14 protein-coding genes and 1 pseudogene are annotated in these 13,031 nt (G+C 49.8%); 8 read left to right on the top strand and 7 right to left on the bottom strand.

Annotated features, from left to right (window positions below):
• Positions 1 to 236 precede the first annotated feature (236 nt).
• The 5 genes and pseudogenes from AAH187_RS15165 (at position 237) to AAH187_RS15145 (ending at position 3,358) form a co-directional block, all read left to right on the top strand.
• Positions 237 to 476 carry a hypothetical protein gene (locus AAH187_RS15165; protein ID WP_342349312.1) on the top strand — a complete coding sequence of 80 codons (240 nt, stop codon included), beginning with the start codon at positions 237 to 239 and terminating at the stop codon, positions 474 to 476.
• Positions 430 to 647, top strand: a pseudogene (locus AAH187_RS15160) (hypothetical protein). The gene AAH187_RS15165 and the pseudogene AAH187_RS15160 overlap by 47 nt, the downstream one beginning before the upstream one ends.
• On the top strand, positions 628 to 828 hold the full coding sequence (locus AAH187_RS15155; protein ID WP_342349311.1) for a hypothetical protein: 201 nt from the start codon (positions 628 to 630) through the stop codon (positions 826 to 828). The pseudogene AAH187_RS15160 and the gene AAH187_RS15155 overlap by 20 nt, the downstream one beginning before the upstream one ends.
• A 152-nt stretch (positions 829 to 980) precedes the next feature.
• Positions 981 to 1,403: a nucleoside diphosphate kinase regulator gene (gene rnk, locus AAH187_RS15150; protein WP_342349310.1), complete on the top strand. Its 423-nt coding sequence runs from the start codon at positions 981 to 983 to the stop codon at positions 1,401 to 1,403.
• 413 nt (positions 1,404 to 1,816) lie between these two features.
• Positions 1,817 to 3,358 (top strand): alpha-amylase family glycosyl hydrolase, encoded by a 1,542-nt coding sequence (locus AAH187_RS15145; protein ID WP_342349309.1) that lies wholly within the window; start codon positions 1,817 to 1,819, stop codon positions 3,356 to 3,358.
• A gap of 304 nt (positions 3,359 to 3,662) precedes the next feature.
• On the opposite strand, the gene AAH187_RS15140 is transcribed toward AAH187_RS15145, so the two are convergent.
• From AAH187_RS15140 to AAH187_RS15130, 3 genes are all read right to left on the bottom strand, one after another.
• Positions 3,663 to 4,091 carry a cytochrome c gene (locus AAH187_RS15140; protein ID WP_342349308.1) on the bottom strand — a complete coding sequence of 143 codons (429 nt, stop codon included), beginning with the start codon at positions 4,089 to 4,091 and terminating at the stop codon, positions 3,663 to 3,665.
• Between the two features lie 91 nt (positions 4,092 to 4,182).
• Positions 4,183 to 4,608: a CBS domain-containing protein gene (locus AAH187_RS15135; protein WP_342349307.1), complete on the bottom strand. Its 426-nt coding sequence runs from the start codon at positions 4,606 to 4,608 to the stop codon at positions 4,183 to 4,185.
• 86 nt (positions 4,609 to 4,694) lie between these two features.
• Positions 4,695 to 4,886, bottom strand: a complete 192-nt coding sequence (locus tag AAH187_RS15130; protein WP_342349306.1) for a hypothetical protein — start codon at positions 4,884 to 4,886, stop codon at positions 4,695 to 4,697.
• A gap of 440 nt (positions 4,887 to 5,326) precedes the next feature.
• Between AAH187_RS15130 and AAH187_RS15125 the strand changes: the two genes are divergently transcribed.
• The 3 genes from AAH187_RS15125 (at position 5,327) to AAH187_RS15115 (ending at position 8,605) form a co-directional block, all read left to right on the top strand.
• The gene (locus AAH187_RS15125) at positions 5,327 to 5,953 is read left to right on the top strand and encodes an ABC transporter substrate-binding protein (RefSeq protein ID WP_342349305.1); all 627 of its coding nucleotides are present in this window, start codon (positions 5,327 to 5,329) and stop codon (positions 5,951 to 5,953) included.
• A 12-nt stretch (positions 5,954 to 5,965) separates the two neighbouring features.
• The gene (locus AAH187_RS15120; RefSeq protein WP_342349304.1) at positions 5,966 to 7,180 is read left to right on the top strand and encodes a methionine adenosyltransferase; all 1,215 of its coding nucleotides are present in this window, start codon (positions 5,966 to 5,968) and stop codon (positions 7,178 to 7,180) included.
• 645 nt (positions 7,181 to 7,825) lie between these two features.
• Positions 7,826 to 8,605, top strand: a complete 780-nt coding sequence (locus tag AAH187_RS15115; RefSeq protein WP_342349303.1) for a protein-L-isoaspartate(D-aspartate) O-methyltransferase — start codon at positions 7,826 to 7,828, stop codon at positions 8,603 to 8,605.
• Between the two features lie 28 nt (positions 8,606 to 8,633).
• On the opposite strand, the gene AAH187_RS15110 is transcribed toward AAH187_RS15115, so the two are convergent.
• From AAH187_RS15110 to AAH187_RS15095, 4 genes are all read right to left on the bottom strand, one after another.
• The gene (locus AAH187_RS15110) at positions 8,634 to 10,487 is read right to left on the bottom strand and encodes an alpha-amylase family glycosyl hydrolase (RefSeq protein ID WP_342349302.1); all 1,854 of its coding nucleotides are present in this window, start codon (positions 10,485 to 10,487) and stop codon (positions 8,634 to 8,636) included.
• A gap of 454 nt (positions 10,488 to 10,941) precedes the next feature.
• Positions 10,942 to 11,649: a hypothetical protein gene (locus tag AAH187_RS15105; protein WP_342349301.1), complete on the bottom strand. Its 708-nt coding sequence runs from the start codon at positions 11,647 to 11,649 to the stop codon at positions 10,942 to 10,944.
• Between the two features lie 188 nt (positions 11,650 to 11,837).
• Complete coding sequence (locus tag AAH187_RS15100; RefSeq protein WP_342349300.1) at positions 11,838 to 12,188, bottom strand: recombinase family protein; 351 nt, start codon at positions 12,186 to 12,188, stop codon at positions 11,838 to 11,840.
• A 424-nt stretch (positions 12,189 to 12,612) separates the two neighbouring features.
• A complete protein-coding gene (locus AAH187_RS15095) occupies positions 12,613 to 12,885 on the bottom strand; it encodes an erythromycin esterase family protein (RefSeq protein ID WP_342349299.1) in 273 nt (90 codons plus the stop codon).
• Positions 12,886 to 13,031: the final 146 nt, after the last annotated feature.

The following is a 13,031-nucleotide window of genomic DNA, read 5'->3' as shown; positions in this document are numbered from 1 at the left end:
GTCCAACCGCTCCCTGCCCTGCTAGAAGTGACTAATCGTCGATGGGTGGCAGACACCATTCCTGAACATAATCATCTGGCTCCGGATCGGGGGTGTTGGAATTCCCAGTGAACATACCTCCCAGGGTTGGCTGAAAGGCTCTCTGCTGACTGGACGTCGCGGATACATGTCTCTGGAGTTGAAATCTTGTCAATGTCATTGTTGCAAGGAAACAACCGGGCCTGCAATGTCTCAGCATGCATGCGGCCATCAAATATTGCACCGCCGGTATTGGAATTTGGGAATGGGCGAGTAACGATAACGGCGGAGAACCCGATGTGGTGATGGTCTGTACCGGAGATATTCCTACTGTGGAGACATTGGCTGCGGGACCTTCTTCGGAAGCAGGTACCCGATTTGAAGGTTCGGTTCGTAAATGTGGTGAATCTCATGAAGCTTCAACCGCAGAGCGAGCATCCTCATGGCCTGTCCGATAAGGATTCGATACCCTGTTTGCGACGGATAAACCTGTCATTTTTGCCTTTCATGGGTATCCCTGGTTGATCCATCGTCTGACATATCGGGGAACCAACCATAAAAATATCCATGTTCGAGGCTATAAGGAAGAAGGCACGACGACCACGCCTTTTGATATGGTTGTTCTATAACGACCTTGGCCGGTATCATCTCGTGGCAGATGTGATAGATCGTGTGCCAAAACTGGGATATCTTGCGGCCTATGCCAAGCAGGCTATTCGTGTTAAAAAGATCGATCATAAAATGTCCATTGCTAAGTACCGTGCGGATATGCCAGAAATTAAAGATTGGAAGTGGCCGTATGAGTTTTAGCTTCACATTCAGAATTACTAGGGTCGTTTTGATTTATGGCCTGTTCCGGTAACATAACGCAGCGATAAACCTATTTGTGGTATCAACTCTCATGTTGATGACCTGGATGTTTATCTGAGTTTTATTTTGACAAGAAAAAAAGGAGAGGTGTGATGGAGCGCCGAGACATTTATATTACTGAATTCGATCTAAATAGACTCACTGAACTCTTAGGTGTCTGGCAAACGTTCAAAGGCAGCAAGAGTACCAGTATTCATTTGGAAGGGTTATCAGAGGAGTTAGACCGGGCGCATATTGTTGCCCCGAAAGACATTCCGCCTGATGTCGTGACAATGAACTCACGTGTCCGGTTGTCAGATGCGAGCAAAGAGGAAGATCTGATCTATACGTTGGTTTTTCCACGTGATGCTGATGCTGAGGCTGGAAAAATTTCTATTCTTGCACCAATCGGAACGGCTATTCTGGGGTACAAGGTTGGGGATATTATCGAATGGCCGGTTCCGTTAGGAATACGAAAGGTGAAAATTGAAGAGGTGCTCTATCAACCTGAAGCCGCCGGAGATTTCCACCTTTAAACGGCTCCGGGCTCTATCGGTTCAACATGGACCCTATGGGAGCGATCTAAGGCAAAGAAGAATGGCAGATGGGGCGAGGATGGAGATGGCGTTCCGATATTTGTCATCCCAGGATCAGATCCTTCGCCATTGTCTCAGGATGACAACTCTGATTAGCTGAACTGGTCGAGAGCAATGCTTTATGGTTTATGCTGGTGGGCATGATAGCGCTTTTCCGTTATCTCCGCCGGTTGTCATCGTGGATCCATCCGAATGTTTTCTTCGTGTGGATGCCCGATGAATAACATTGGCATGACGAGGGATGGAATCTCCGATAACACCTTCAGGAAAGAACGCACCTCTCCCGGCAAACAAATTCCTGATCGTGTGGAATTTCTTAGTACACTTGAAAGAGACGGATAGGATTCATCCTTATGAAATCGCGATCTCCGGCACCTTCATCTCGCCCGCATCCTCATCTTTATGAAATCAATACCTGGGTGTGGTTGCACGACCTCTCCCAGAAAATGAACCGAACGATTCGCCTTGGCGACGTGCCCGATCAAGAATGGGATGAGCTTCAGGCAAAGGGGTTTGATTGTCTGTGGCTTATGGGCTTGTGGGAGCGCAGTCCTCTTGGCCGACGGATCGCAAGACAACATTGTGATTTACAAAAGGAATACGCCAAAGCCCTTCCCGATTGGCAGGAATACGAGGTCGTGGGTTCCCCCTATGCCGTTCGGGCGTATCAGCCAGATCCTGAGCTGGGGTCCTGGGAGCAACTGAAGGAAGTATTGGGAAAACTCCATGACCGCGGCATCAAATTGATTCTGGATTTTGTGCCCAATCACACCGCATTGGATCATGAGTGGACCACCAGACATCCTGAGTACTATGTTCAAGGGACATCCAGGGATGTCACAAATTTCCCCTCGAAGTTTTTCCCCATCGACACCTCAAAAGGCATTCGATATCTGGCTCATGGCAAGGATCCCAATTGTCCTGCATGGACAGACACCGCGCAATTAGACTACTTCAATCCGGACATGCGTAAGGCGCTGATTGGCGAACTGCAACATATTGCAAATTATTGTGATGGCGTTCGCTGTGATATGGCGATGTTGGTGCTCAATGAGGTGTTTGCACAGACGTGGGAAAATCATGTGAAGGGCGACGTCTGCCCTTCCGGGGAGTTCTGGACAGAAGCCATCCCACTCCTGCCGGATTTCATATGGATTGCAGAGGTGTATTGGGATAGAGAATGGGAGCTTCAGCAACTTGGCTTTCACTTTACCTACGACAAACGCTTGTATGATCGGCTTCGCCATTCGACCCCACATGAGGTCGCCCTGCATCTTCAGGCTGATACGGTCTTTCAAAGCAAACTTGTCCGATTTTTGGAAAATCACGATGAGCCGAGAAGTGCGGTGGCGTTTGGAAACGTCCGTCTCCCTGCGGTCGGGGTCCTGATGGGCACATTGCCGGGCATGCGTCTGTATCATCAAGGGCAACTCACTGGAAAGCGTATCCGGATTCCGGTGCAACTCTGTCGAGCCCTGGACGAATCCCCTGATGAAGCGACCGTCGCATTTTATGACCGTATCCTGGCGATCACCAATGATGAGGTGTTTCACGCTGGAGAGTGGGCCATTCTTACCGTGGGTTTTGCCGGCGACGATTCTTTCAATAATGTCATCGCGTATCAATGGACAACCGACCGGGATTGGAGACTCATCGCGGTGAATCTGAGTCCCATGGTGGCCCAAGCGTATATTCGCCTGAACGGAAAGCTTGGAATGGAATCGCACAAATTCCCTCTCTACACCTTGTATGATCAGTTCAGCGAACTATCCTTTGAGGGTGGGCGAGAGGATCTCATCCAACAGGGATTGTACGTCCGTCTCGATCCTTTCGGCTGTCATGTTTTTTCTATGGGAGGAAAAGAAGGGGAGAATAGGAAAAAGAAAAAATGGTAATGCGGTTCGAGCGATTGAAAGTGAATCAATTGATTAAGTTCTCCCACACCAAGTTTTCGGGAAAAGGATTTTACTCCGGCACCCAGCGGTCTCTGCAATCGTCAACTTTTGGAGCTGGTTCTCGCAATAAAGCTCGTGATCAGTTGCTCTAATTCCCTGCTTCCGCATGAGGGACAGGCCCCTGTTGCGGCTTCATGTTCTTTTAGTGTTAAGGCCAGTAGGCATTCTTTGCCACACTTGAGACATTTGTAATCGTAGAGAGGCATCACGTGAACTCCTTATGAGGTTTCCTCCACCTCAAACTTTAGATCCTGGGTTGATAGGGAGCTAATTGCCGGATATAGCTGATCACCTCCCGAATCTCCGCTGAACTCAATCGATCCCACCAACCATGCATGGGGCTGAAGACCACGCCCCAAATGACGATCGTACGAAGGTCTAACTCGGTTTTGGCTATAGATTCCGGAGAATGGAAGTCTTTTGGAGGCACGATTAAAGCCGATGAATCCGGACCCCTGCCGTCGCCTGTCTTTCCGTGACACCGGAGGCAATGCACACGATAAATCGATTCGCCCACAGAGATCATGGTGGTCTGCTTCTGTGCCCGGACTTCTCCCAGCCATGACAGGATGCAGACGCAGCTCATGACAAATATGAGCAGGCTGAGAAGGCATTGTTCCTTCTTCCCCTGGGTGAAGCCATTGAATCTCATGGAAATGCGATATTGTCGCATCTTGCAACACCTCTCTCTTTTCACAAAGCCCCATATTGCAACACTTTACATTTTGCTTTGACGGGTTCCTACTCGCTTGCGCTGTCTTCACTTAGCCTTTTTGGTCTAATCCCGATCCAACCCATGCCCGCAAAAGATCCTGCCGGGTCAGGCATCCTATCACCACTCCATCTTGCTCAACGGGAAGTACCAGGAAATGCCTTTCCTTCATGAGTCTGACAGCCTCCGCTAATGTGGTGGAAATATCAATCGCGATAGGGTCCGCCACCATGATCTCCTCTGCGGTTAATTGGCTGACATCTCGTCCCGCTTCCAGCACCGTCAGCACATCAAATTGGCTGATGAAGCCCACACAGTGCCCGTGAGTATTGACAACTGGAGCACCTGGAAAGGATGAGGTGAGAAGTTCTTTTGTGATGGCCAATCCATTCTGATCGTGGTGAAAACGGAAATCATGGAGTGTGGAGATTTCCTGGATGGTTCTGAGGCCCACTGTGGCTATCGGGTGAAGACTCATGCGTTTCTCCTTTTTCTTTCACTCCTATTAACCGGAAAAGGTTTCCTGGATGGTCTACATACCATCCGGGACTATTCAAGATGACGTCAGGAGCTATTTCCATCTCGAATATACAACCCACTAACCTCCAAAACCGTCCCGTCATCCAGGGTGATGGAGACATAGTCCTGATTCTTCACAAGAGATTTCACCTCTCCCGACCACCTGGATGGCTCAACAGACACAATGGTCTTTCCACAAGTTTTGACTTTTAACAGTTCCACGTTATCGGGTTTCATGTGTTGGCCTCTGTCCCCTAAAGGTTTAGGTAAATGGTGTGAAAGGTAATTTTTTTGTGAGCTCCATGAAACCAGGATCGTTGCTCGTACATTTGTGAAGCAAGCCTCGTGCCTTTATGGATAATCTCTCTCTGTCGTCATCCCTGCTGGTTTTCAGCGGGAATCTATGCCAAATGAAATCCAGGACGACCAAATGGATGCCTGATTAATACTGTCGGGCATGACAAACTTTTTCTCCTTCCAATAAGTCCTCGGGGAAGGTATATAAGTTGCAGATTTATTCCCTAAGACATTATTCATTCTGATCGGCAATGTTGATAATGGAGGTGTGTACCGGCGGATGAAAGGATGAAAAAGTAGGGTAGTGATTTTGTGGGTGATTCACGAAATAATTACGAGAAAAGGGGGTGTATGGGTTTGAAAAGTAAAGGTGGTTCTCCGTGACCAGCAAATGTTCCCTGGTGAAAACGGGGTTTCTGGGAACCGTTTTTGCGTTTGTGGCTTTCAGTGTGGTGAGTGTTGCCCTAGGTGTGGAAGCTCCTACCGTGGTGGTCAGAAGCACCATCGATGAGGTCATTCGACTGGTGACCGACGAAGACCTCAAGAAGCCGGATCAAGCCACCCATCGCCGGGAATTATTGGAGGAAACGATCGGGCAACATTTTGATTTTGAGGAGATGGCCAAACGATCATTGGCGGCACATTGGAAGAAACGGAGTGAGCCGGAACATCAAGAATTTGCGACATTGTTTCAAACGCTTCTTTCGAAAACCTATGCGGGAAAAGTTGAGAACTATTCCGGAGAAACAGTCCAATATCTCAAGGAACGGCTCAAAGATTCCTTTGCAGAAGTGCAAACTACGATTGCGTCAAACAAAACGGAAATCGCTCTCGATTACCGGCTTCTTCTGAAAGATGGCAACTGGCGGGTCTACGATGTGGTGGTGGATGGAGTGAGCTTAGTCAAAAACTATCGGGTTCAATTCGATCGCATTATTCGTGATTCCTCCTACGAAGAGTTGGTGAAGACCTTGCGAGAGAAGTCCAGTGACATTACGGCTCCCTGACGGATTCTCAGTATGAAGACGCGTATTCTGATTCACCAGGCACCAGCCGTTTCGGTCGATGCGCAACCTCTTGAAATTGTGGAACGGAAAGGCAAGGGCCATCCCGATACCATTTGTGATGCTATTGCCGAAGCCGTGTCCATTCAACTGTCCAAAGCGTACCAAGAGAACTTCGGCCATATCCTGCACCATAATATCGATAAATGCCTGCTGGTGGCGGGCCAGGTGAAATTGCATCTGGGAGGCGGTCGGGTGACAAACCCGATGCGCCTGATCCTGGGAGATCGGGCTTCCTTCGGCGTTTCCAAAACAAGCATTCCGGTGGCTGATATAGCCATTGAGACGGCGCGAACCTGGATCAAAAGCCATTTGCCCCATGTGAATCCCGATACGCATATGAGGTATCAAATTGAATTGCAACCGACTTCAGCCGAACTCGGGGCGATTTTTGAACATGGCCCGGGGGTGCTTCCCGCCAACGATACCTCAGCCGGGGTTGGCTATGCCCCCCTCACGCCTACTGAGCAATTGGTGGTGGCCCTTGAACAGTATGTAAACGGGACACGGTTTAAGCGGGCATTTCCGGAAACCGGTGAGGATGTCAAGGTGATGGCCGTTCGAATAGACCGGATGCTGTCCCTGACGGTGGCCATGCCGTTTCTTGCCAAACGAATCACCACAGAAAAAATCTATTTTGCCCGAAAGGCGAAAGCCCTTGAGAATGTGCAGGGCTTTATTTATGAGCAACCTCATACCTGTAAACGGGTGGAGGTGGTCCTGAATGCGCTTGATCGCCCGGGGCAAGGCCTGAAGGGCATGTATCTGACACTCTTGGGAACTTCTGCGGAACAGGGAGATTCCGGGCAGGTGGGACGGGGGAACCGTATTTCCGGAGTCATCGCGCTGAATCGACCGATGAGCGGAGAGGCGGCGGCGGGAAAAAACCCTGTCAGCCACGTTGGGAAAATTTATAATGTGTGGGCTCGTGAGCTGGCCATGCGCGCGCATGCACAAATACCCGGTGTCCGTGATGCCACGGTATGGATGGTCAGTCGGATCGGTGCACCGGTGAATCAACCATTGGTGGTGTCCGCTCAGGTCGGGGTGAATAAGGGATATTCACTGAAGCGGATTTCGGGAGAGGTTCAAGAAATGATTAAGCAGGAACTTGCTGGCATGGAACATTTTTGTGAGGCCTTAGCCAAAGGACAATTCGGGATATGCTGACGGTCATGATGAAAATACTCGAAATGGGATATGTGAGGATATCACAAATACTAACCAGATAGATTCTATTGTCTCGCAGCACGCATGATTGATTGACCACATGGTCCACTCGTCCCGAGTGAACCGGATTCCACTCTCCTGATCAGGGATTTTCCCTGGACTTGATTTGGAGCCTGGCTGTGGTTCATGTGGGGAATTGGACCGGACGGGTTCCTTCAACAGTTTCTCACCGTCTTAACAGTGGGAGCAATTCTGTTTCTCATGGATTGCGCCATTCACGGTAGGCCATGGTGATTGGCAACATTTGGTTATGACCTCAACAAAATCGGATGTTGGCCGGGAGCCTTGGTGGGGTCTTTTATTTTTGTGACGTATGCCTACAGCGGAAGGGTGCTCCCATCATTCACCGCACTGACGGTTGGGGCCGTCACTATATCCTCGCGCATGAGGGCCGCAATTAGTTTGTCGCTATCAGGTTTTCTTCTGTCCTGTGTTGCCCTTGTGCTATATCCTGGTTGCCTGAGTGATCATGACTTTTCCCAGTGCGGATAAACCGGTTGAAACCTTCTGGGCCTGCCTGACCCTGAGTGCTGGTATTCCGCTGTATTTTCTGATGAAAAGACATATTGGAGCCCTAGTGGCGACATGAGAATCTCAATCACTGAGAGTTGGAAAAATCATCCACTTGCCTTCTTTGTGATATTTGGTGGAGTATTATTTATGGTGTTCGGATGTGGAAATGGAAAACAGGCAATGACCCAAGAGAACAATTACACAAGGCAAGTTGAACGGGATTCGATGGTGGATACCCAACTCGTCGCGGGAGGTGTCACCGATCCAGCGGTTGTGGCCGCCATGCGCCGGGTTCCCAGACACCGGTTTATGCCTGATTCACATGCTGAAGCTGCCTATGGAGATTTTCCACTCTCCATTGGCTATGGGCAGACGATTTCTCAGCCTTTCATTGTTGCGTATATGACGCAAGCTCTAAAGCTGAAGCCGGAAGAGAAGGTCTTGGAAATAGGAACAGGTTCAGGGTATCAGGCCGCAATCCTGGCTGAATTAGTTTCAAAAGTGTTCACCATAGAAATCGTTGAACCGCTCGCCACAAGAGCGAAAAAAACTCTGGCAGAACTTGGTTATGACAATGTGATCGTGCGGGCTGGTGATGGCTATAAGGGTTGGCCGGACGAAAGCCCGTTTGATGCGATCATCCTGACGGCGGCGCCGACCCATATTCCAGAGCCACTATTGGAGCAACTTAAGATCGGCGGACGTCTTATTCTTCCCGTCGGAGACTACCCTCAACGTCTTCTGTTGATCCGTCGCACCAAGGAGGGATATCAGGAAACCGAAATGTTACCGGTGGTGTTTGTCCCCATGACAGGCGAAGCCTTAACGGATCCTCCCGCAACTCCGCCTTGACGCACTCATCTCCTGTTGACCACATTCTTTACTCATAGATGGCAAATCCGCCGGCTGGAATGGTGAGCACCACCGCTTTGCCATTTCTCGACTCAATGGTCGTCTCCTGACCGATCTGTCCCCCATTCGTGGAATAGAGACAGGTGAGGGTTTGGCCGGCCTGATGCAGCCCGTCATCAATGGTCACCCAGGCGCTTCGGGGTGCAGCATAGTCGGTATTCATTGCCAGGAGAATTTCCTGGTCATTGAAAATTCTGGACCAAGGCACCACTGAACGAATCTGCCCACCCAGCATGCGTGGCAGCCCGAAGTCGATTCCGTTTCCGGAAATCTCTCTCAAATATTGTCGACCACGTCGTAACGCAAACTTGTCACGACGAAGGCGTAAGATGAGGGCGAGTTGCCGATACGCGGGACTCTCTTCATTGAAGAAATGCCGTTGATGGCTTTGAAAGGCGCCGAATTCTCCTCCGAACATGCATTCACGAATGAATTGATCACTCTGTCCGTGCCCGTCAAAATACTGTTCGCTGCCATAGTACATGCAGGGAATGCCCATCGTGAGCGCGTTCAGCGCGAGCACATTGACGAGTCCATCCGGCCCATCAGGATCAGCACAAAACCTGGCTTTATTCTCTCCCTTTCGTACTTGATCATGATCATCAAACAGGGTAACCACCCGGTTGCGAAACCAGACGTGGGATTCTTTCTGAACCAGAATGGAATTCCGGAATAACTGGAAATACTCCTCCGGGTTGCGATAGCCCTTCACCAGGTATTCCATTTTGTCCGGGATGTCATCGACGCCAAGTGCGGCATCCAGGCCCGTCGTTTCCAGGGTCTGAAACGCGCGAGTTCTGCCTCCGGTAATTTCTCCAATAAGGTAAAAGTTTTCTTTGCCGATGGATTGGGTAAATTCATGGATGACCGAAGCGAAGTACCGGCTGGCTCCCAGGTCCATATGCTTGACGGTATCAACCCGATATCCATCGACGTCCGCAAAGGCGATCCAAAATTTGTAGACCTCGGCCAGCGCTTTGAGGGCATCAGACGGCTCATACTGATCGACGTCGCCCGAACCAAGTTGAATATTTTTCAGGTCAAGGAAATCCCCTTCAAGAAATTCAGGTGAAAAATCCCAATTGGTGATGTGTCCTTTTCGAGTAAAGGCCTGCGGGTCTTGGAATTCCTGCGGCCAGATGGCTCCATGTGGCCAGGCGGCAGGCTGGCTTGCGAGGTCGAGTTCTTGGAAGGGGAGCGTTGGTTCTCCGAATTGATCATGGAAGCCTTGCACGTCATAGGGTTGGCCATCCCAGCGGGGATCGTTGAAGATCTGCCCGTTATGTTCGGTCCGATAGCGATTGGGATTGTATCGAAACACATCACCGGTGTGGTTGAGGATAATATCCAGAATGACGTAGATCCCGTGAGCGTGAGCGGTCCGGACAAGTGTTCTCAGATCTTCCCGTTGACCAAAATGCGGATCGACATCCAAAAAGTTTTGAATGCCATATCCATGATAGGTGTCCTTAAAATTCACCTGTTTGAAAATGGGGCTGATCCAAATGGCAGTCACACCGAGACGTTCAAGGTATCCCAGCTTGCTCGTCAGTCCGGACAAATTTCCTCCGCAAAATTTCTGGCCCGCTGCCTTCCAATGAGATGCATCCGCATTGCCCGCATCGGTTGCCTGAAAGAGGGGAACAGTGCCGCGCCGGACGTCTGTCCCGTCATTGCTTTTGTATCCCTTTTCGTGACCGTCCGAAAAACGGTCGAGCATTAAAAAGTATAAGACCTGATCCTCCCATGCGGCGGGAGAAGGAAAAAACTTCCGGTCACTAAGGGGAGACAAATGCACTTGTTGAAGACTACTTTCTATCACGAACAACTCCCTTGACTATGCACGGTGGTTATTTGGAATCATGGCTGAACCATGGTCAGAATTCCGGATTCTCCTGTCAGGTAGTTGCACTGGCCTTTTGGTCATTCACCAAATCCGGAATCATCGACGAATGATAGCAATTGTTTTGCCAGAACACGAGGTCCACGAGATCAATGTTCGATATTATGTTGAGAAGGGAAGAGTGTGGTGTTCTAAGCCTTCGATTCAGAACATCCGGCGAAGAATCATCGTTGTCTATTCGATGTGGGAAAGAAGTAGAGACTTGGGTCTAGCCCAACAAACGAACATAAACGGCCATAGACTTTCGAGTGCTATGCCTATCCCTGCGAAATTGTACGCCTAGGGTGTAAAATTACAGGAATGTGCCTGCTACCCTAAATCTGCTCCCTCCTGGCTTGAGTCAAACAACTTTTTGGCGGAAGGGTTAACCCCCTTAGGATCTTTTGCCTTCTCCCAATTTTTCACTCTCTTCGGATGGCGGCATCGTGGAAAGCCGTTCAGCCTCCCCATAATGCCAAATAATTTGTTCATGAAGCTCCGAAATTTCCTCACCGTTTGCTCTTATAAGCGCCCTCCACTCTTGCCGTTTGATTTCTTTCGGATCCAGATACGGCTTCTTGTTGAACCGCTCCACCCGTTGCTCCAAGTGGGCCACCTTGGCTTGTAGCCGGACAGCCTCTTCATCAAGCAAGTCGGCAACCTCCCGATGCTCTTCTGCAGACCACTCCTTGGCAGCCTGAGGGGAAAGGTGGGGAGGCAGCATATTCTCTTCAGATGACAGCACCCCGTTAAATCGGTCGGCCTCCCCATGATGCCAGGCGGTTTTTTCATAAAGCTCCGAAATTTCCGCACGGTATGCTCCCATACGTCTCTTCCAGCTTTGTCGTTTGATTTCTTTCGGATCCAGATACGGCTTCTTGTTGAACCGCTCCACCCGTTGCTCCAAGTGAGCCACCTGGTCTTCCAGCCGGACAGCCTCTTCATGGATCAGGTCAGCAGCCTCCCGATGCTCTTCTGCGGACCACTCCTTGGTAGGCTGAGAGGAAAGGTGGGGAGGCAGCACCTGTGTTTTGGTCTGCTCACAACCGAGAGAGAGACTAGCCAAAACGATACCTGTTAGGGCAACCATTCCTCTTTTCATAGTTCAGCTCCTTCTGGTAAAAAATGGATCGGAATTAGACGGTCATCCTTCCTCCTACCCTGTCTGCCTGGGAAGATATACCTCAGTCATTCGGAATACCCCGTCCTTTCTTATCATCAATATCATCAAGATAACCACTTCCCGAACCATAGACAAATAGATACCTACGGGTATCACACCCGTGGCACTTAATCGCGGGCCAGGACCTGTCGGTGGGCGGTCATCACCCGGGAAATAGTCGCCTCACTGACATTATAAAGCCTCGCCATCTGTGCGCCGGTTTTTCTCCCGTCGAGAATATTCTCGATGATATCCGTGCGTTGGTCCTCCAGAAGAGTGGGCTTTCGGCCACCTGTTCGCCCTTCGTCTTTCGCGACCTTTAACCCAGCCTGGGTCCGTTCCCGAATCATCTCCCGCTCAAATTCAGCGAAGGCGCCCACTTGATCCTTATCATCGATGACAAAACAGTCTTTGGGACCTTTGATGTTCCATTTGGCCTTTTTGGCGGCGGACGTAAACGTGGCAGGGTCGACGGGCACACAGTCGAATTGGGCCTTCCCGTTTTTTCTCGGAAAAGCAAGAAAGGCCAACAGGTTAATCTTGGACTGTTGTAGGTACTCTATCTAAGAGCTTCCTTCCTTGTCCCGCTTTATGGGGAACCATCATTTTGTAATACTTGGCAAGGTGGACGGAATTGGGCATGGGGACCTCCTCATGATTGGGAACGTTTATGAATCGTGAGAGTGTTTGCTGGTGTTCTCTTGTAATATTTCGACTGAGGTGGTTCACGAATGTGGTGCAGTCAGTTTGTATCACGTTTTCTGAACTTTTCAAACTGTCAAGGGACGGGTCTTGTAGGGGAAAGGGTGTGAGAGCACCGCGTTGGTTGCGGGTGAAGTTTTGCATGATCGTGCGAACATGGATGAGGGTCTGTTGTATGGCTGGGTAGCCTTTCCCCGGCAGTTACAAACCAAATGGAAAGGTATCCGGCATATCTTTGGTCGTCCCTCTGGTTATTGCTTCAACTGCCCGCGTTTCATCAAACCAGATATATTCATCAAATTGGTGAGGTAAGGAGGCAAAAAAGTAATGGCTTTGTAACTCGGTTTCGGGTCGATAGATCACACCAATCGCGCGTTCCAGAGGCTCTTTTAGTAGTTTCTCGCGGGTGATGTCCTTGAGGGGTTCTCTGAGAGGCAGTAGGAAGTTGTCGATCTTTACTTCATGACACTTCAATCTGCCTCTCTATATGATTCTCTTTAAAGATCTCCTTTCGTGGGGAGAAGAATCTTGTGAGCTGGGAATTGCTGTATGTGATTCTTGGGATCATTGTTTTCCTGCCCTTGTTGAATTTTTTGCTTGGTGTGCATCCGCCGAGGTTT

Origin of the sequence: uncultured Nitrospira sp. (assembly GCA_902500695.1) — a bacterium.
Taxonomy (GTDB): domain Bacteria; phylum Nitrospirota; class Nitrospiria; order Nitrospirales; family UBA8639; genus Nitrospira_E.
This window is presented reverse-complemented; position numbering and strand designations above follow the sequence as displayed.